Origin of the sequence: Streptomyces sp. NPDC102451, assembly GCF_044765485.1 — a bacterium.
In the GTDB taxonomy this organism is placed as follows: Bacteria; Actinomycetota; Actinomycetes; order Streptomycetales; family Streptomycetaceae; genus Streptomyces.
The window spans coordinates 123,162-141,123 of sequence record NZ_JBIWKD010000019.1; the positions used below are offsets into that span (position 1 = coordinate 123,162).

16 protein-coding genes and 1 pseudogene are annotated in these 17,962 nt (G+C 71.3%); 7 read left to right on the forward strand and 10 right to left on the reverse strand.

Annotation, left to right across the window (positions count from 1 at the left end):
- Positions 1–95 precede the first annotated feature (95 nt).
- The 5 genes from araD to ACIRD8_RS31540 form a co-directional block, all read right to left on the reverse strand.
- Positions 96–1,835, reverse strand: coding sequence for an L-arabinonate dehydratase (araD, locus tag ACIRD8_RS31520; RefSeq protein ID WP_403999099.1), 1,740 nt, complete (start codon positions 1,833–1,835; stop codon positions 96–98).
- Positions 1,832–2,734 carry a dihydrodipicolinate synthase family protein gene (locus tag ACIRD8_RS31525; RefSeq protein WP_403999150.1) on the reverse strand — a complete coding sequence of 301 codons (903 nt, stop codon included), beginning with the start codon at positions 2,732–2,734 and terminating at the stop codon, positions 1,832–1,834. The genes araD and ACIRD8_RS31525 overlap by 4 nt, the downstream gene beginning before the upstream one ends.
- Positions 2,735–2,784: 50 nt before the next feature.
- Positions 2,785–3,441: a GntR family transcriptional regulator gene (locus ACIRD8_RS31530; RefSeq protein WP_403999102.1), complete on the reverse strand. Its 657-nt coding sequence runs from the start codon at positions 3,439–3,441 to the stop codon at positions 2,785–2,787.
- Between the two features lie 244 nt (positions 3,442–3,685).
- Positions 3,686–4,870 (reverse strand): hypothetical protein, encoded by a 1,185-nt coding sequence (locus ACIRD8_RS31535; protein WP_403999105.1) that lies wholly within the window; start codon positions 4,868–4,870, stop codon positions 3,686–3,688.
- A complete protein-coding gene (locus ACIRD8_RS31540; protein ID WP_403999108.1) occupies positions 4,867–5,826 on the reverse strand; it encodes a 5-dehydro-4-deoxyglucarate dehydratase in 960 nt (319 codons plus the stop codon). The genes ACIRD8_RS31535 and ACIRD8_RS31540 overlap by 4 nt, the downstream gene beginning before the upstream one ends.
- Before the next feature lie 390 nt (positions 5,827–6,216).
- Here ACIRD8_RS31540 and ACIRD8_RS31545 point away from each other — a divergent pair, with 390 nt between their 5' ends.
- The 7 genes from ACIRD8_RS31545 (at position 6,217) to ACIRD8_RS31575 (ending at position 14,397) form a co-directional block, all read left to right on the forward strand.
- The gene (locus ACIRD8_RS31545) at positions 6,217–7,026 is read left to right on the forward strand and encodes an NAD-dependent epimerase/dehydratase family protein (protein ID WP_403999111.1); all 810 of its coding nucleotides are present in this window, start codon (positions 6,217–6,219) and stop codon (positions 7,024–7,026) included.
- A gap of 99 nt (positions 7,027–7,125) precedes the next feature.
- Positions 7,126–8,079 (forward strand): formylglycine-generating enzyme family protein, encoded by a 954-nt coding sequence (locus ACIRD8_RS31550; protein WP_403999114.1) that lies wholly within the window; start codon positions 7,126–7,128, stop codon positions 8,077–8,079.
- A gap of 59 nt (positions 8,080–8,138) precedes the next feature.
- Positions 8,139–9,071 carry an HAD family hydrolase gene (locus ACIRD8_RS31555; protein ID WP_403999117.1) on the forward strand — a complete coding sequence of 311 codons (933 nt, stop codon included), beginning with the start codon at positions 8,139–8,141 and terminating at the stop codon, positions 9,069–9,071.
- Positions 9,072–9,221: 150 nt separating this feature from the next.
- Positions 9,222–11,579 (forward strand): arylsulfatase, encoded by a 2,358-nt coding sequence (locus ACIRD8_RS31560; RefSeq protein ID WP_403999120.1) that lies wholly within the window; start codon positions 9,222–9,224, stop codon positions 11,577–11,579.
- Positions 11,576–12,811: a DUF2254 family protein gene (locus ACIRD8_RS31565; protein ID WP_403999123.1), complete on the forward strand. Its 1,236-nt coding sequence runs from the start codon at positions 11,576–11,578 to the stop codon at positions 12,809–12,811. Before ACIRD8_RS31560 ends, ACIRD8_RS31565 begins: the two co-directional genes overlap by 4 nt.
- Positions 12,812–12,875: 64 nt before the next feature.
- Positions 12,876–13,109, forward strand: a complete 234-nt coding sequence (locus tag ACIRD8_RS31570) for a hypothetical protein (RefSeq protein ID WP_403999126.1) — start codon at positions 12,876–12,878, stop codon at positions 13,107–13,109.
- Between the two features lie 64 nt (positions 13,110–13,173).
- Positions 13,174–14,397: a TerD family protein gene (locus tag ACIRD8_RS31575; protein WP_403999129.1), complete on the forward strand. Its 1,224-nt coding sequence runs from the start codon at positions 13,174–13,176 to the stop codon at positions 14,395–14,397.
- Positions 14,398–14,521: 124 nt separating this feature from the next.
- Here the strand turns inward: ACIRD8_RS31575 and ACIRD8_RS31580 are convergent, their stop codons facing one another.
- The 5 genes and pseudogenes from ACIRD8_RS31580 to ACIRD8_RS31600 form a co-directional block, all read right to left on the reverse strand.
- Positions 14,522–14,752 carry a hypothetical protein gene (locus ACIRD8_RS31580; protein WP_014156926.1) on the reverse strand — a complete coding sequence of 77 codons (231 nt, stop codon included), beginning with the start codon at positions 14,750–14,752 and terminating at the stop codon, positions 14,522–14,524.
- A 79-nt stretch (positions 14,753–14,831) separates the two neighbouring features.
- A pseudogene (locus tag ACIRD8_RS31585) lies at positions 14,832–15,023 on the reverse strand (TROVE domain-containing protein); the annotation flags it as partial.
- A 129-nt stretch (positions 15,024–15,152) separates the two neighbouring features.
- Positions 15,153–15,884 (reverse strand): ATP-binding cassette domain-containing protein, encoded by a 732-nt coding sequence (locus ACIRD8_RS31590; RefSeq protein ID WP_403999132.1) that lies wholly within the window; start codon positions 15,882–15,884, stop codon positions 15,153–15,155.
- Positions 15,881–16,477, reverse strand: coding sequence for a hypothetical protein (locus ACIRD8_RS31595; protein ID WP_403999153.1), 597 nt, complete (start codon positions 16,475–16,477; stop codon positions 15,881–15,883). Before ACIRD8_RS31595 ends, ACIRD8_RS31590 begins: the two co-directional genes overlap by 4 nt.
- Positions 16,477–17,760 carry a hypothetical protein gene (locus ACIRD8_RS31600; protein ID WP_403999135.1) on the reverse strand — a complete coding sequence of 428 codons (1,284 nt, stop codon included), beginning with the start codon at positions 17,758–17,760 and terminating at the stop codon, positions 16,477–16,479. The genes ACIRD8_RS31595 and ACIRD8_RS31600 overlap by 1 nt, the downstream gene beginning before the upstream one ends.
- Between the last annotated feature and the right edge of the window lie 202 nt (positions 17,761–17,962).

The window sequence follows — 17,962 nt, forward strand, 5'->3', positions numbered from 1 at the left end:
TTCGGTGCATGTCTTTCGGTGCATGGTGCAAGCGCTTACCGCATGCCGTTCGGCATTCCGGACGGGGCGGTGCGCGGAATTCTGTGCGCCCGGGTTCAGCCCGCGTACGGGTCGGGCACTTCTCCCTGCCGGGCCAGGAACGCGAAGTCGCATCCGGTGTCGGCCTGGGTGATCTGGTCCTGGTAGAGCGCGCCGTAACCGCGTCCGTAGCGGGCGGGCGGCTCGGTCCACGCGGCCCTGCGCAGCTCCAGCTCGTCCTCGGACACGTCCAGGTGGAGAAGCCGCGCCTCGACGTCCAGGGTGATCAGGTCACCGGTTCGGACCAGGGCGAGCGGTCCGCCGACGAAGGACTCGGGTGCGATGTGCAGGACACAGGCCCCGTAACTGGTGCCGCTCATCCGGGCGTCGGAGAGCCGCACCATGTCCCGTACGCCCTGCTTCAGCAGGTAGTCCGGGATCGGGAGCATGCCGTACTCGGGCATGCCGGGACCGCCCTTGGGGCCGGCGTTGCGGAGCACCAGCACATGGTCCGGGGTGAGGGCCAGGGCCGGGTCGTTGATGGTGCGCTGCATCTCCTTGTAGTCGTCGAAGACGACCGCGGGTCCGGTGTGGCGCAGCAGGTGCGGTTCGGCGGCGATGTGCTTGATGACCGCGCCGTCGGGGCAGAGGTTGCCGCGCAGGACCGCGACCCCGCCCTCCTCGGCCAGCGGGTTGTCACGCTCCCGGATGACGTCGGCGTTGTGGACGAGCGCCCCGTCGAGCTGTTCGCGCATCGTGGAGTGCGCGACGGTGGGCCGGTCCAGGTGGAGTACGTCGGTGAGCCGGGCCAGGAATCCGGGCAGCCCTCCGGCGAAGTGGAAGTCCTCCATCAGGTACTTCCCGCCGGGGCGGAGGTTGGCGAGGACGGGCACGGTGCGGGCGATGCGGTCGAAGTCGTCCAGGGTGAGCTTCACCCCGGAGCGTCCGGCCATCGCGATCAGGTGGATGACGGCGTTGGTGGAGCCGCCGAGCGCGAGGACGGTGGCGACGGCGTCCTCGTAGGCGTCCGCCGTGAGGATCCGCGACAACTTCAGCTGCTGCCACACCAGTTCGACGATCCGGATCCCGGACTGCGCGGCCATCCGGTCGTGACCGGAGTCGACGGCCGGGATGGACGAGGCGCCCGGCACGGTGACGCCCAGCGCCTCGGCGGCGGCCGTCAGGGTCGAGGCGGTGCCCATCGTCATGCAGTGGCCGGGTGAGCGGGCGAGCCCGTTCTCCAGCTCGGCCATCTCGCAGTCGCCGATGAGGCCGGCCCGCTTGTCGTCCCAGTACTTCCACATGTCCGTGCCGGAGCCCAGGACCTCGTTGCGCCAGTGGCCCGGCAGCATCGGCCCGGCGGGCACGAAGACGGTGGGCAGGTCGACGGAGGCGGCGCCCATCAGCAGCGCGGGCGTCGACTTGTCGCAGCCGCCCAGCAGCACGGCGCCGTCGACGGGGTAGGAGCGCAGCAGCTCCTCCGTCTCCATCGCCAGCATGTTGCGGTAGAGCATCGGGGTCGGCTTCTGGAAGGTCTCCGAGAGCGTGGAGACCGGGAATTCGAGCGGGAAGCCGCCCGCCTGCCAGACGCCCCGCTTGACCGCCTGCGCGCGGTCGCGCAGATGGACGTGGCAGGGGTTGATGTCGGACCAGGTGTTGAGGATCGCGATGACCGGCTTGCCCAGGTGCTCCTCGGGGAGGTAGCCGAGCTGCCGGGTGCGGGCGCGGTGGCTGAAGGAGCGGAGGCCGTCCGTGCCGTACCACTGGTGGCTGCGCAGCTCCTCGGGGGCGATGCGGGCGCCGTCGGTGCCGGTCATATGGACCACCCGGCGACCTGGTCCGCGACCTCGGCGCGCTGCGCCTCGGGCAGCACCCGGCTCGGTGCGCGGACGTCGCGACGGCAGAGTCCGAGCGAGGCCAGGGCCTCCTTGACGACGGTCACGTTGTCGGCGGACTGCCGGTCGGCGCGCAGGTCCTCGAAGCGGCGGATCTGCTCCCAGACCTTCATCGCCGCGACGTAGTCGCCGGCCCGCAGCGCCTCCAGCATCGCCAGCGAGACACCGGGGGCGACGTTGACGAGTCCGGAGGTGAAGCCGGTGGCGCCGGTCGCGAAGTAGGAGGGGGCGTACAGCTCGGCGAGGCCGGCGACCCACACGAAGCGCTCCAGGCCGGCGTCCCGGGCGAAGGCGCCGAAGCGGGCGGCGTCCGGGACGGCGTACTTCACACCGATGACGTTGGGGCAGCTGTCGGCGAGTTCGGCGAGGCGCTCACCGGCGAGCAGCGGGTTACGGACGTACGGGACGACCCCGAGCCCGGGAACGGCCTCGGCGATGGCCCGGTGGTAGTCGACCCAGCCGTCCTGCGAGACGTAGGGGTGGACCGGCTGGTGCACCATCACCATCTCGGCGCCCGCGTCCCTGGCGTGCTCCGCGGCGGCCACGGCGGTCGGCACGTCGTGGCCGACGCCCACCAGGACGGTGGCGCGGCCGCCCGCCTCGTCGATGGTGAGTTCGGTGACGGTGCGCCGCTCGTCGGGGGTCAGTGCGTAGAACTCCCCGGTGTTGCCGTTCGGGGTGACGATGCGGACTCCACCGTCGAGCAGTCTTCGCAGCAGGGCACGGTGGACCGCGGTGTCGATGGTTCCGTCCTCGGCGAACGGGGTCACCGGGATCGCCACAACGTCTGCGAGGGCCGCCTTCAGCGGGGAGAGGTCCATGCGGACCAGCCTTTCGTCGAGGTGCTGGTGGTTCAGGTCCAGCTGGTGGTTCACGCCGTGTCACCCCCGTCTTCGTCGTCGGGGAAGGCGCGGCGTACGAACGATGCGATGTGGTCGTGCAGGGCCCCCGCGGCGGCTGCCGCGTCGTCGGCGAGGGCGAGCCGCAGGATCTCGCGGTGCTCGGCAGCCTCGCGCTCCCAGGAGGGGTTGGCGGACCAGGCCACGGTCGACACGAGGGCGGCCTGGTCGCGGATCTCGTCGAGCATCCGGGCGAGCAGCGGGTTTCCGCAGGGCAGGTAGAGGGCCCGGTGGAAGTCCCGGTTGGCGAGCGACCTGTCGGCCTTGTCGATCGCCGTGTCGGCCCGCTCCAGGGCTTCCTGGGCCGCCTCCAGCGAGGACCTGCGGGTGATGGAGCGGCGCAGCGCCTCCGGCTCCAGGAGCAGGCGCACGTCGTACACCTCCCGGGCCATGGCCGCGTCGACGAGCCGCACGGTGGCGCCCTTGTACTGGCTCATGACCACGAGTCCGGTGCCCGCGAGTGTCTTCAGCGCCTCGCGTACGGGCGTCTTCGACACCCCGAACTGCGCGGCGAGCTCGGTCTCCACGAGCGCTTGCCCCGGTTGCAGCTGCGCGGTGAGGATGGCGTGCTTGATCGCCTCCAGCACGTACTGGGTCCTGGACGGAATCGGGGCAGGCGCAAAGGTCATGGGTGAAGAGCTCTCGCATCTCGCGTATGGCGTCTCATATATGACGTACGAAGTACGACGCGATGAAGCTAGAGCGGTGGGAATGTTTCGTCAACGCTTCTGGCAAAAGAAGTTCGGCGGATGCGGAACCGGGACACGGCGGGTCCCGGCCGGCGCGGCTCTCCGCACCCGGGCCAGGGGCATGGCGAAGGCCCCCGGCTGCACGCCGGGGACCTGCGCTTCGAGCGTGCCGGACGCTACGGGATCAGCCGCCGCGGACGGCGGAGAGGGCCTTCGTGACCGCGCTCAGGTCCGGACCCGAGGCCAGGCCCGCGTGGTACAGGCGCAGTTGGTCCGCGCCGAGCGAGGCCGCGTGCGCGGCGTCCCGTTCCAGCGTGCCGGGGCTGCCGCCCATCCCGCTCACCACGTTGAAGTTGGCCGCCAGCACCCCGGAGAGCCCCGCGAACGGCCCGAGGACGGCCTCGCGTGCCTGTGCGCCGCCGGTGCAGGGCAGCACGACCCCGTCCGCCGTGGAGAGGATGTGGGCCGGGTCGGTCCCCGCGTTGGCGCCGGTCCGGTAGGGGGCGGGGTCGGCGTGCAGCAGGACCTGGAAGTCCGGCGCCGTCGCCGCGGCCCGTACAGCGGCGACGGCCGCCTCCTGGAGGCCCCTGGCGACCTGGACGCGCCACCGCAGGGTGGCGTCGGCGAGGCCCGCGCCGAGCAGCTTCTCGACAGCGGCCCACCCCTGCTCGCCGGAGCCGGAGCCGGCCCAGACCGGCTCCAGGGCGCGGCGTACGGCTTCACGCAGCTCCTCGGGGTCCAGCCCCACGGACGCGTAGCCGGCCCGGCAGTCGGCGCAGAAGCAGAGGGACATCAGGTACTGCGCCGCGTCCCCGAGGGCGACCCCCGAGGTCTTGTCGTGGGCGTGCAGATGGGCGAAGCCGTACCAGCCGCACGACTCCAGCTCGGTGCCCGCGGTCCCGGGGCGCACGGCCGCCTCCGCCGCCAGGTCCACCAGGTACGCGTGGACGGCGGGCTGCGCGATGCACGGCGCCCAGGGGTAGCGGTCGCCGTAGGCGTTGACCACGGAGGTGTCCGGATGCTCGGCGCCCAGGCGGGAGTTGTGCGCGAGGACCACCCAGGAGTGCACCTGGAGACCGGCGCCCGCCAGGGCCTCGGCGGCCTCGGCGTACGGGTCCTCCCCCGCCACCCAGGACTGGGCGTAGGGGCGCAGCTCACGCCCCGCCCAGCGGGTGGCGTCCGACGGGTAGAGCACCGCCGCGTGTTCGGCCGTCACGATCCGGCGGCCGGGGTGGCGCGGGGTGAGGGCCCGGGTGGAGTGGTAGGCGGAGGCGAGCGTGACCTGCTGGACGCCGAGCCCGGCGAGGCGGGCGGGGGCGTCCGGGTCCCCCACGACGTCCCAGGGGTACAGGAAGGCGGAGGCCTTCACTTCGCCTCCCCCGCACGATGCTTCTCCAGCAGGGTGCGGCCGTCCGCGATGATCGAGACCAGCTCCTCGATGTGCTCGGCCGGGGGCTCGGTGAGCGGGGTGCGCACCGGGCCGACGTCCAGGCCCTCCAGCCGGACGGCCGCCTTCACGAGCGAGACCGCGTAACCGCGGCCCTTGGCCCGCAGTTCGACGAGCGGCCGGTAGAAGTGGTCGAGCAGCGCGTTGACCAGGTCGTCGTCGCCGGAGTCCAGCGCCCGGTAGAAGGCCAGGGCGATGTCGGGGGCGAAGGCGAAGACGGCGGAGGAGTAGAGCGTGACGCCGATGCCCCGGTAGGCGAGCCCGGTGAGCTCGGCGGTGGGCAGCCCGTTGAAGTACAGAAAGTCCTGGCCGGGCAGCCCGGTGCGTACGGCGCTGACAATGCGCTGCATCAGGTCGAGGTCGCCGTAGCCGTCCTTGAGGCCGATGATCCCGGGGGTCCGGGCCAGGGCGACGACGGTCTCCGGGGTGAAGACCGCGTTGTCCCGCTGGTATACGACCGTCTCCAGGGAGGTGGCGGCGGCGAGGGCCGTGTAGTGCGCCAGCAGTCCTTCCTGGCCGGCGACGACGAGGTAGGGCGGCATGGCGAGGAGTCCGTCCGCCCCCGCCTCCTCGGCGAGCTTCGCGTACTGGATCGCGAGCGCCGTGCCGTAGCCGGCGCCGGCGACCACGGGCACCTGTCCCGCGGTCTCCTCGACGGCCGCCCGGACGACGAGCCGGAACTCCTCCGGGGTCAGGGCGTGGAACTCGCCGGTGCCGCAGCAGGCGAAGACGGCCGCCGCACCGGCGTCGACGCCCTTGCGCACATGCGCGCGGAAGGCATCGAGGTCGATGGCGCCGTCCGGCCCGTAGGCGGTGACGGGGAAGAAGAGCGGCCCGGCGACATCGGTGAGTCGGGCGGCAAGGGGGGCTGAGGTCACGGGCGCTCCCTGAGCAGATTCAGGCGTGCACAATTATGATCGGTGTCCATATTTCTGAACGCTGCCACGCTAAGGCAGCCTCGCGGCGCCGGTCAAGCCACGGGAACCGGACCCCGCGACGAACCGACCGGCATCGAGCGACACTTGACGCGGTCCACCGCGACTTCTTAGCGTGTCCACGCATGTGAATGCTGCTCATGGAGTTGACGCTCCTGGCGGTTGCGTGACATCCGCGTGCCCCGCACACCCGCTGTCGGCATGTCCGGCTCCCACGCGTACCTCGCTGTCAGCACGTCAGCACGTCCCACCCCCACGCAGCACCGCCACCGCACCGCCCCGTCCGCGCAGCACCGCGCCCGCGCCCTGCGCCCGCACCGAGGAGATCCCCGAATGCCAGCTCCGCGCACCGTCCTTCTCACCGGAGCCGCCGGCGGCCTCGGCACCCTCATGCGGGGACTGCTTCCGGCGTACGGCTACGACCTCCGGCTCTTCGACCTCACGCCCATAGAGGGCGAACCGGACGCCGTCATCGCCGACCTCGGCGACAAGGCCGCGCTGCGGGAGGCGGTGCGAGGCGTGGACGCGGTCATCCACCTCGCGGGCATCTCGCTCGAAGCCTCGTTCGACAAGATTCTGCACTCCAACATCGAGGGCACGTACAACCTCTACGAGGCGGCGCGCGAGGAGGGCGTCGGGCGCATCGTCTTCGCCTCGTCCAACCACGCCATCGGCTACACCGCGCCGCCGAGCCCCGGTGACCCGCTGATCCCGATCGACACCCCCCGTCGCCCCGACACCTTCTACGGCCTGTCGAAGTCCTTCGGCGAGGACCTCGCCCAGTTCTACTGGGACAAGCACGGTGTGGAGACCGTCTCCGTACGGATCGGCTCCTGCTTCATGGAGCCGACGTCCGTACGGATGCTGTCCGTCTGGATGAGCCCCGGCGACGGAGCGCGCCTCTTCCATGCGGCGCTCACCGCCGAGGACGTGCGGCACACCGTGGTCTACGGCTCCTCCGACAACACCCGGCTGTGGTGGGACCTGACGACGGCGCGCTCCCTGGGCTACGACCCGCAGGACGACTCCGAGCAGTACGCCGGGAAGCTCGTCGCCGAGCAGGGGGAGCTGGACCCGGAGAACCCCGACCACGCCCACCTCGGCGGCCACTTCGTCACGGACCCGCCGATCTGGCCGTACTGACACCGCACCGGCGCCACGGGCCCGGCCCCGGCGATCCGCTCGCGGGCGAGCGCGCGTCGGTGCCTCCGGGCAGCGGACGGCTGGGGCACGGTGGACGCCATGAGCATCGCGGCACGGCCACACACGGCGTCCTCCACCCGCGGCATGGTCCGCGTCCCTGGCGGCACGTTCCTGATGGGGTCCGCCGACTTCTATCCCGAGGAACGGCCGGTGCACCCGGTGGCGGTGGACGGCTTCCTGATCGACCCGCATCCGGTGACCGTCACCGAGTTCCGGCGGTTCGTGAAGGCCACCGGCTACGTCTCCGTGGCGGAGCGGGAGCTGGATCCGGCGGACTACCCGGGCGCCGATCCCGCCGCGCTCGTCCCCGGGGCGCTGGTGTTCCGGATGACGGCCGGGCCGGTGGACCTGGACGACTGGCGGCAGTGGTGGGCCTATGTGCCGGGCGCCGGCTGGCGCCGCCCGCTGGGCCCCGGCAGCACCCTCGACGGCAAGGAACTGCACCCGGTCACCCAGGTCTCCTACGAGGACGCCGCCGCCTACGCCGCCTGGGCGGGCAAGGAGCTGCCCACCGAGGCGGAGTGGGAGTACGCGGCCCGCGGCGGCCTCGACGCGGCGGTCTTCCCCTGGGGCGACACGTTCACGGTCAAGGGCCGGCGCATGGCCAACACCTGGCACGGCAGCTTCCCCTGGCGGTATCTGCCGGCCGGCGGGGGCAAGGGACGGCGGGCCCCGGGCACCACCCCGGTACGCACCTACCCGCCCAACGGATACGGCCTGTTCGACATGGCCGGCAACGTCTGGGAGTGGACCTGCGACCACTTCACCACCCGCCATCCGGACCCGGCCCCCCGGGCCTGCTGCGCCCCGCGCAACCCCCGGGTGGACCGGCCGGACGAGGCCGGGACCGAACGGTTTCCACGCCGCGTCACCAAGGGCGGCTCGCATCTGTGCGCCCCCGACTACTGCCTGCGCTACCGCCCCGCCGCCCGCCAGGGCCAGTCCGAGGACACCGCGAGCTGCCATCTGGGCTTCCGCTGCGTCCGGCGCTGACCGTGCCCTGTGCGCGGGCGGGCGAGTCCGTCCCGTACCGACCTTCCGAGGATCTGCCGATGAACCGTCCGGTGCTTCCTTCCTGGCGCGACACAGGGTCGCGTGCGGCCCTGCTGCGCTTCGTCGAGGAGGTGACCACCCCGGGCGAGCACTTCCTGGAGCCTTCCGACCGGGTCGCCGTCTTCGACAACGACGGCACCCTGTGGCCGGAGCGGCCTGTACCCGTGCAGCTGCACTACCTCGCCGAGCGGTGGCGGCAGATGGCCGGGGACGATCCGGCCCTGGCGGACCGCGAACCGTACGCATCCGCCCTCTCCGGTGATCCGTCGTGGATCGCCTCGGTGCTGGAGGACCACTACGCGGGGGACGACACCCGGCTTCCCGCCCTGGCCGAGGCGGTGATCGCCACGCAACGGGGCATGGACACGGACACGGTGGCCGCGGCGGTGCGGGAGTTCTTCCGTACCGCGCGTCACCCCGTGCTGAGACGCCCGTATCCGGCCTGCGCCTACCGGCCCATGGTGGAGCTTCTGGCTTTCCTGCGGGAACGCGGATTCACCACGGTGATCGTCTCCGGCGGCGGACGGGACTTCATGCGGGTGATCTCCAGCGAGGTGTACGGCGTACCCCCCGAACTGGTCATCGGCTCCACCCCCGACGCCCGCTGGTCCGCCTCCCGGCAAGCCGTCGTCTACGGGGACGGCATCCGCGTCCTGGACGACGGCCCCGAGAAACCGGTGCGCATCTGGAGCCGTCTGGGCCGCCGCCCGGTGCTGGCCTGCGGCAACTCCGACGGGGACATCGAGATGCTCTCCTACGCCGCTGCCGCCCCGCGCGGACTGGCCGTCCTCGTCCACCACGACGACGGCACCCGGGACGCTCCCGCGTACGACACGGGGGCGCGGCGCGCGCTCGCCGAAGCCGCCCGGCAGTCGTGGCTGACCGTCAGCGTCAAGGACGACTGGGCCTGTCTGCGCCCCGACGCCTCCTGACGACCGGGCGGCCGGCGCCCCGGGGCCGGCCCCGTTACCCCGGGCGCGCGCCTGCACAGGCGCCACCGCGCCACCTGGCACAGACTGCAGGCAGTCGCCCGTGCGCCGCCCCGGAGCACGGGCGTGAGTGCTGCACGAGGAGGGACGGGCATGGCCGACAATTTCCGCGGGGTGATCAACCTCGACATCCGTGACTCGGTGCCGGACTGGGCCCCGTACGCCCAGCCGAAGGCCCCGGAGGGCGCACCCAACGTCGTGTACGTCGTCCTGGACGACGTCGGCTTCGGGGCGATGGGCTGCTACGGGGGTCCGATCGAGACCCCGAACATCGACCGGATCGCCGCCGCCGGGGTGCGCTACTCCCAGTGGCACACCACGGCGCTGTGCTCGCCGACCCGCTCCGCGCTCCTCACCGGCCGCAACCACACCACCAACGGCATGGCCTGCATCAGCGAGGCGGCCGTCGGCTTCCCCAACGCCAACGGACACATCCCGCCGGAGTGCGCCACCCTCGCGGAGATCCTGGTCGACCGCGGCTACAGCACGTCCCTGGTCGGCAAGTGGCACCTGTGTCCCGAGGACGAGATGAACCTCGCCTCCACGAAGCGCAACTGGCCCACCGGGCGCGGGTTCGAGCGCTTCTACGGCTTCCTCGGCGCGGAGACCAGCCAGTGGTATCCGGACCTGGTGCACGACCAGCACCCGGTGGAGCAGCCCGCCGCCCCGGAGGAGGGATACCACTTCGGCGTCGACATCACCGACAGGGCCATCCAGTACATCGACGACGTCAAGACCATCGCCCCCGAGCGGCCCGTCTTCCTGTACTACGCACCCGGTTGCGCGCACGCCCCGCACCAGGCCCCGCCGGAGTGGATCGACCGCTACCGGGGCAGGTTCGACGAGGGCTACGAGGCGATGCGCGAGGAGATCCTGGCCCGGCAGAAGGAGCTGGGCCTGGTCCCGGCCGACACCGAGCTCCCTCCGCTGAACCCGATCGGCACGCCGGAGACCCGCAGCGGCCCGGACGGCGAGCCGTTCCCGCCGCTGGACTTCACCCTCCCGTGGAGTGAGCTGGGCGAGGAGGAGCGGCGGCTGTTCGCACGGATGGCGGAGGTCTACGCGGGCTTCCTGTCGCACTGCGACGACCAGATCGGCCGGCTGCTGGACTACCTGGAGGACATCGAGCAGCTGGACAACACGATCTTCGTGGTGGTGTCGGACAACGGGGCCAGCGGCGAGGGCGGGCCGAACGGCTCGGTGAACGAGAACAAGTTCTTCAACAACGTCGCCGACGACCTGGCGGAGAACCTCGGCATGCTCGACAAGCTCGGCGGGGTCGAGACCTACGGCCACTATCCGAACGGCTGGGCGATGGCCTTCAACACCCCGTTCAAGATGTGGAAGCGCTACTCCTTCAACGGCGGCACCTGCGACCCGTGCATCATCTCCTGGCCGGCCGGGATCAAGGCACGCGGCGAGGTCCGCGATCAGTACCACCACGCGGTCGACATCGTCCCCACCATGCTCGACTGCCTCGGGGTCGAGCTGCCCGGGACGGTCAAAGGCCACACCCAGATCCCGCTGCAGGGGGTGAGCATGCGCTACAGCTTCGACGCGGCCACCATCCCGTCCGCCAAGAGCACGCAGTTCTTCTCCATGCTCGGCACCCGAGGTATCTGGCACGACGGCTGGAAGGCGGTCACCACCCACCCGGCGATCAGCGGCTGGAGCAGGTTCCACCAGGACACCTGGGAGCTGTACCACACCGAGGTGGACCGGGCAGAGCTGAACGACCTCTCCGAGGCCGAGCCCGAGAGGCTCGCCGAGCTGATCAGCCTGTGGTTCTTCGAGGCGGGCGTCAACCAGGCGTTCCCGCTGGACGACCGCTCCGCGATGGAGATCCTCACCACCCCGCGCCCTCAGCTCACCCCGCCCCGCGACCGCTATGTCTACCGGCCCGGCGGATCGGAGGTGCCGGAGTCGGTGGCGGTCAACATCCGCAACCGTTCGTATGCGATCGGCGCGCTCGTGGACCTGCCCGCCCCGGGTGCGTCGGGGGTGCTCTTCGCCCACGGCGGACGGTTCGGCGGCCACACCCTGTACGTCAAGGACGGCCGCCTTCACTACGTGTACAACTTCCTCGGCAGCCGGGAGCAGCGGATCAGCGCCGGCGAGGACCTTCCCACCGGCGAGAAGCTCATCCTTGCCGCCTCCTTCGAGAAGGACGGCGAGGACTCCCCCGGCGTCGCCACCGGCATCCTCAGCCTTTACCACGGCGACACGAAGGTCGGCGAGGGGCGCATCAGGACCCAGCCGGGCAAGTTCACCCTCGCCGGCGAGGGCCTCAACGTCGGCCGGGACGGCGGCGACGCCGTCACCGGCGACTACCCCGGCACCGCCCCCTACGCCTTCACCGGCGGCACGCTGCACCGCGTCGCCGTGGACGTCAGCGGCGATCCCTACGTCGACCTGGAACGCGAAGCCGAAGCCATGATGGCCCGCGAATGACATCCGGCACTGCCCACGAACGGACACCGGTACGCTTCCACCGCCGCCGGGACCGGCGCGCCGAGCTGTCGCAGCTGGTGTGCGCCGTCCTGGGCCTGGTGCTGGGGCTGCTGGTGCCGCTGGTGGACGCCGGGCCCCGGATCGAGGCCGGCCGGGTGGTGAACCTGCTCTTCACCGTCGGCTTCGGGGTGATCAGCCTGGTCAGCATCATCTACTCGTTGCTGTTCCTGGTCGTGCAGTTCTCGGCCAGCAGCTTCAGCCCCCGGCTGGGAATCTTCCGCGACGACCCCATCGTGTGGCGGAGCTTCGCCTTCGCTATCGGTGTGTTCGTCTTCTCCATCACCGCGGGCATCGCCATCGGTCCACGCGACCGGGTCTCCCTGCTGGTTCCCGCCCTGACCGCGGTGCTGGTCCTGGTCGCGCTGGGCTTCATGCGCACCCTTCAGACCCGGGCGTTCCACTCCATCCAGCTGGCGCCGGCCCTGAACGCGATCAGCGCCCGGGGACACCAGCTCGTCGACGACTGGTACGGCCATCCACCCGCACCGCAGCCGCGGGCCGCACCACCCTCCCACCGGCAGCCGCAGCGGGTGGTGCGCTGCCCGGTCCGGACCGCGGTACTGCAGCAGATCGACGTACCGATGCTGCTCGCCGCCGTGGAACGCGCCGACTGCCGCATCGAGTTCCAGGTGCCGATCGGCACGGGTGTGCACCAGGGCACCGAGCTGGCCGTCCTCCACGGCGGGGACGTACCGGACGAGGAGCTGCGCCGCTCCCTGGTGTTCGGCATGGAGCGGACCTTCGACCAGGACCCGCTGCTTCCGGTGCGGCTGCTGGCCGACATCACACTGCGGGCGCTCTCCAAGGCGATCAACGACCCGGCCACCGCGGTGCAGGCGCTCGACCAGCTGGAGGCACTCCTGGTGCGCCTGGCCGGCCGACAGCTGGACGTCGGCCGGATCACGGACGGGGCGGGCGTGGTCCGGGTCGTCGTGCCGATGCCCACCTGGGAGGAGTTCCTCACCACCGCCCTGGACGAGCCCCTCGTCGCCGCCGAGGGCTCCCCCATGGTGCTGCTGCGCATGGGCACGCTGCTGCGTACGCTGCTCGCCGCGGCGCCCCCGGAACGGCAGGGGCCGCTGCGGACCCGTCAGGCACGGCTGGAGCAGGCCGCCGCCCGACGCCACCCGCTGGAATGGGTGGCGGACCGGCCGCCGCCCGCCGGGGACTGAGCCCGGCAGGGACCGGCCAGAAATCCGGGCGACGCGGGGTCTCGCGGGCGGGCACCATACGGCCATGCCGAAACCTTCCGGATTCACGTACGAGCGACAGGGCGACGCGAGCGTCACCATCACCCACCACGGCCGCCCCGCGGGCACCCTGCGCGGCGGCCGGGCGGAGAAGTTCCTCGCGGAGGTGGAGTCCGGCGACGCCCAGCTGGTCATGGCGCGCTGGACGGGCGCGTACCGGCACGGCAACGAGCGCACCGCCCGCGAACACCCCCGCAACCGGGCCCGCGGCGGTCGCTGAGCCGTACGGAGCAAGCCCGCAAAGGTAAGGGAACGGCAAAGCCGGGTCGTTCGTTACCCCGTGCATGACCGCAATGACCCCCGGCTCGAACATCCCTCTCTCCGCCGCCCGCGTGGCGGTGGACGTCGCCGCCCCGGTGCGGCTCGACGTCTCGGGCCTGCTGCTCACCGCCGACGGCAAGGTGCGCTCCGACGACGACTTCATCTTCTACAACCAGCCCTCGGGCCCCGGCGTGATCTACCGCTCGGGCGGCGGGTCGGCGCCCGACGCCATCGTGGTGGACACCACGGCGGTCCCCCCGGGCATCGAGAAGATCGTGGTCACGGCCAGCCCCGACGCCGCGGGCCAGACCTTCCAGGGCGTCGAGCCCACCGCCACCGTGCGCAACGCGGACGACGGCAGCGCGCTCGCCACCTTCACCCCGCCGCAGCTGGGCGGCGAGACGGCGCTGGTGGTCATCGAGATCTACCTGCGCAACGGCGCCTGGAAGGCCCGCGCGGTCGGCCAGGGCTATGCGAACGGCCTGGCGGGCATCGCCACGGACTTCGGCGTCTCGGTGGAGGAGCCCGCGGCGGCGGCGGCGCCCGCACCGGCCGCCGCTCCGGTCGCACCGCCCGTCGCTCCCCCGGCGGCCGCACCCGTCGACCCCCGGATCGCGCCCCCGGCCCCCGCGGCACCGCCCGCGCCCCCGGCTCCGCCCGCCGGCTCCGGCAAGATCAACCTCGACAAGGGCCGGATCAGCCTCCAGAAGAACCAGACCGTGTCCCTGGTCAAGGGCGGCAGGCCGCTGCTCTCGCAGGTCAAGATGGGCCTCGGCTGGGAGCCCGCGTTCCGCGGCAAGGACATCGACCTCGACGCCTCGGTGATCGCCTTCGGCCCCAACCGCAATCACCTGGACAGCTGCTACTTCGGCAAGCTCTCCATCCTGAACGGCGCGATCAAGCACTCCGGCGACAACCTCACGGGTGAGGGCGCCGGCGACGACGAGGTGATCGTCGTGGATCTCGGCCGGATCCCCACCGACGCGACCGGTCTGGTCTTCACGGTCAACTCGTTCACCGGGCAGAAGTTCACCGAGGTCGCCAAGGCCTACTGCCGGCTGATCGACGCGGCCACCGGCGAGGAGCTGGTCCGCTTCGACCTGACGGGCGCGGAGCCGCAGACCGGCGTGATGATGGCCAAGCTGATCAAGCAGTTCTCGGGCGAGTGGGAGATGACCGGAATGGGCGAGTTCGTGAAGTCGCGGACCGTCCGCGGCATGGTCAAGCCCGCCGCGAAGGCCCTGTAGCGCCACCGGCCCCGCAGCACCGAGGGCCCCGGGAACGGCTTCCGGGGCACCCGCGGGTTCTCCCCTCAGGTGCCCCGGATCCGGAGAGTCTCCGGTGGGACGCGGTGCGTGCTCGTTCGCTCTCTCAGAGCTTGGTCAGCTTGGAGTACGGGCTCAGGATCCTCCCCTGTCGCCCCGAGAAGTCGATGAGCACTGCGTCGTTGTCGCCCTCGACAGCGAGGACTCGGCCGAGTCCGAACTGGTCATGCGACACCCTGTCGCCCACATCGAAGCATTCGACCGGTGGGGCCGCCTGGGCCGGGCGGTTGAAGGGACTGGAAGGCAGGTGACGCCGGGAACCGGCTGACTGTTTCATTACGGTCGAGTATGCGCCCTGTAAGCGCCCGACGCCATGCCCGACCGCTCCGGAGCGGGCAGTAGTGCCGGATTCGTAATCAGCGGTTCCGGGGCCGGCCCGCGCTCCTGCCCGCCTCCAGCAAGGGCACCACGCGGAACGCGGCATCGGAAAGACCCCCGAAGGTGTGGCGGTTATCGCTTCCCGACGGCGCGTGCCCGACCCGGTGTCCGGCGAGGTTCCAGGTGGAGACGGGCACGGTCGGCGGGACGCCCTCGGTGGCGTCGCACCGCAGCGACAGCGCGTGCTGGTACGCCGCGAGGCAGCCGAGGGGGAACTGCACAAAGGCCCAGTTCAGACGATGTCTGCCCTGGGGCCTTCACCGAGCCGGCTCCAGAACCCGAGGCCCACGCCTTGCGGGTCAGGCCGCCCCGAGCAGGGTCGTGTAAGCCCCTTCGGCAGCCCGGCCCTGCGCCGTACCGGGCGGAGTGTGGGCAAGGAACTCGCTGGTCGACCCGTTCTGCACGAGACGTCCGCCAACCAGTACGGACACGTGGTCGGCCTCTTCGGCGAGGTCGGTCACGTCATGCGTGGACAGCAGGATGCTGACCTCGCCCTTGACCGCGGCAAGGAGGTCGCGGAAGACCCGTCGCTGACGTGGGTCCATGCCGGCCGTGGGTTCGTCCAGGAGGAGCACCCGTGCCTCGTGGACCAAGGCACAGGCCACACCCACACGCCGCAGCTGGCCGCCCGAGAGCCGGCCGGTGCGGGTGTCGGCGTGCTTCGACATCTCGACGCGGGACAGCACTCGGGGAGCGCTGTCCCAGGCGTCGTTCCTGCTCATCCCCTTGAGCCAGCCCACGTAGGCGACGTACTCCCGAGCTGTGAGTGCGGGCAGGGGGGTGATGTTCTGCGGCATCCACGCCACCGCCCGCCGGTAGTCCTTGCTCTTCGCTTCCCGTCCGTCCCACGTCACGGTTCCCCGCTGAGGTGTGGTGACGGCGGCAGCCAACTGCAGCATCGTGGACTTTCCGGCCCCGTTCGGTCCGAGAAGGATGGTCAGTCCGTCCGGGAGGCGGTAGTCGAAGTCCTTCAGCACCGCAGCCCGCCGTCGGCCGTAGGCGAAGGTGCAGGAATCAAGAACAAGCGTCATGCGGCACTCCGTGCGAGGCGGTTCAGGGGAAGGAGATGGGCTCCGATGCCAAGGATGAGCATCAAGAGGGCTCCCGTGGAGGCATACCAGGTGTCTGGCGGTTCGAGGAGGACCGTCCACGGATAGGCATTGCCGGGCCCGCTCATGCCGAAAAGTACGCCGATCAGCGGCCACAGCGCGGGGACGAGGACTGCGGATCTCCCGAAGAGAGCCCCACACAACAGGGTGAGTCCGGCGAGGAAGGCTGTGTTGCGGCCCAGCGTCTCGGCCGATGCGGCTCCAGTGATCATGGAGATCGCCTCGCCCAAGGCAAGCGCGAGCGCCACCACGCCAAGTGTGAGCAGGACGTCGAAGAACCTGACAGGTCGGATTCCGGTGGTCTCGGCGGCGTCCAGCCGGGTGTACAGGCAGTCGAAGAGGACTGAGGTCAGCACGAGCGGGACGAGTGTGACAGCCTGCACGATCTCGGAGCCGCCGGACCAGATGGACGGCAGGAAGAGGGGGGTGTCCTGAACGATCGCCGCCATGAGCGTGAAGATCAGGAAGCCCAGGGGCAGGCGAGTGTGGGCGCGACGGGCGCGCAACCACCACATCACGTCGTCTTCCCGCCTTCCTCGCAGGCCTCGGCGACGGTCTTCTCGTACCAGCCCAGTTGTTGCGCCTTGCTCAACTGCAGAACCTCTGCCACGCGCTCCTGGAGGCGGCTGCGTTCCTGTGCCGTGAAATCGGGTTCGGAGCTCAGCCGCTTCAGATAGGTGTCCGGCTGTCCGATCTTTGAGGACACCCAGTAGTACACGAGGCGGGCGGGACTGGTGGCGGGAGGGGCGCATTCGAAACGCACCGCTTCGCGGGCGATCTGGTAGGGCACGGTGCCGGTCGCCTCGCCGGCACCGAGCGGGACGTTCCAGCGATCCTTCGTGGACGGTTCGGGGTACCGGACGTTGAGTGACGTGTCCGTGAGGGAGGCCGGAGCGGCAGGCAGACCGGCCCGACGCAGGGTCTCCAGCGTTGCCTCCGCTTCCTCGGTGAGAGCGGAGATGTGCTCGGCGCGCGCCTCAGGCAGGCAGATGCGCGGGGACTGCCCGGCACAGGTGAGTGTGCCGTGACCGGTGCTCCGCGGACCTATGTAACTCCAGTTGCTGACCAGGGAGAACGATCCGAACGCGCAGGCGAAGACGAGTGCCGCCGCGACGGCTCCTCGTAGCCAGCGATTGACGGGAGCCCAGAGCAGAGCCGCTGCGCAGGCGGAGCCGACGGCGAGCAGGAGGGGCGCCGCGATGGCGGCGGGGGTGGGCAGTTCGCCGAACATCATCTTTCCGGCGAAGAGGCCGGTGAGGTGCCGGGGCCACGGTATCGACAGTCCGGTGGACCAGCCGATGGCCAGGAAGTCGGTCACCGCAATGATGGGTACCACAGCGATGTGCCCGATGGCGGCTCCGAGGGCGAATCCGACGATGCCGTGGGCGACGCAAAGTACGAGGGCGAAGGCCAGCAGCGTGAGGCCGGGCGGGTCGGGCACCACCTGCTTCTGGGCCAGGGCACACAGCGTGGGCAGAATGAGGAGCAGCCACGCCAGCGCGACAACGGGGCACAAGTGCAGTGCGGCGACGGTGTAGCGGGATCTCAGCGCCCCCAGCCGCCAGACTCCGGAGGCTCCCAGCTTCCGCGCCTCCCAGGCGGCGAGGCCCGAGGCAACCGCGAAGGCCACGGGCATCAGATTGCGCAGTACCGAATCGACCACAGTGGCGGAGTAGCCCAGTGGATCGAGGCGGAGGTCGTCACCGAGGTCGGTGGCGTAGTAGGCGAACACGAGAAGCAGGGCGACAGGCGCGGCCCGCAGCGCGCTGCTGGACCTGATGAGGGTGAGGGGTTTCACTTCCGGCTTCCTGGAGCGGTCCGAACAGGGGGCGTGGGGGGGGGGGGGGGGGGGGGGGGCCCCCGGGGGGGGGGGGGCCGGGCGGGGGGGGGGGGGGGGGGGGGGGGGGGGGGGTGGGGGGGGGGGGGGGGGGGGGGTGGTGGGGTGGGGCGAGCCGCTGTCGGTGGGATGGGGGCGGGGGGTCGGGTCCGTGGGGCTCGGG

Bases quoted from the DNA above. Each gene is read 5' to 3' on its own strand.
- araD (WP_403999099.1), bottom strand. From the start codon at position 1,835: ATGACCGGCACCGACGGCGCCCGCATCGCCCCCGAGGAGCTGCGCAGC.
- ACIRD8_RS31525 (WP_403999150.1), bottom strand. From the start codon at position 2,734: ATGGACCTCTCCCCGCTGAAGGCGGCCCTCGCAGACGTTGTGGCGATC.
- ACIRD8_RS31530 (WP_403999102.1), bottom strand. From the start codon at position 3,441: ATGACCTTTGCGCCTGCCCCGATTCCGTCCAGGACCCAGTACGTGCTG.
- ACIRD8_RS31545 (WP_403999111.1), top strand. From the start codon at position 6,217: ATGCCAGCTCCGCGCACCGTCCTTCTCACCGGAGCCGCCGGCGGCCTC.
- ACIRD8_RS31550 (WP_403999114.1), top strand. From the start codon at position 7,126: ATGAGCATCGCGGCACGGCCACACACGGCGTCCTCCACCCGCGGCATG.
- ACIRD8_RS31555 (WP_403999117.1), top strand. From the start codon at position 8,139: ATGAACCGTCCGGTGCTTCCTTCCTGGCGCGACACAGGGTCGCGTGCG.
- ACIRD8_RS31560 (WP_403999120.1), top strand. From the start codon at position 9,222: ATGGCCGACAATTTCCGCGGGGTGATCAACCTCGACATCCGTGACTCG.
- ACIRD8_RS31565 (WP_403999123.1), top strand. From the start codon at position 11,576: ATGACATCCGGCACTGCCCACGAACGGACACCGGTACGCTTCCACCGC.
- ACIRD8_RS31570 (WP_403999126.1), top strand. From the start codon at position 12,876: ATGCCGAAACCTTCCGGATTCACGTACGAGCGACAGGGCGACGCGAGC.
- ACIRD8_RS31575 (WP_403999129.1), top strand. From the start codon at position 13,174: ATGACCGCAATGACCCCCGGCTCGAACATCCCTCTCTCCGCCGCCCGC.
- ACIRD8_RS31580 (WP_014156926.1), bottom strand. From the start codon at position 14,752: ATGAAACAGTCAGCCGGTTCCCGGCGTCACCTGCCTTCCAGTCCCTTC.
- ACIRD8_RS31590 (WP_403999132.1), bottom strand. From the start codon at position 15,884: ATGACGCTTGTTCTTGATTCCTGCACCTTCGCCTACGGCCGACGGCGG.
- ACIRD8_RS31595 (WP_403999153.1), bottom strand. From the start codon at position 16,477: ATGTGGTGGTTGCGCGCCCGTCGCGCCCACACTCGCCTGCCCCTGGGC.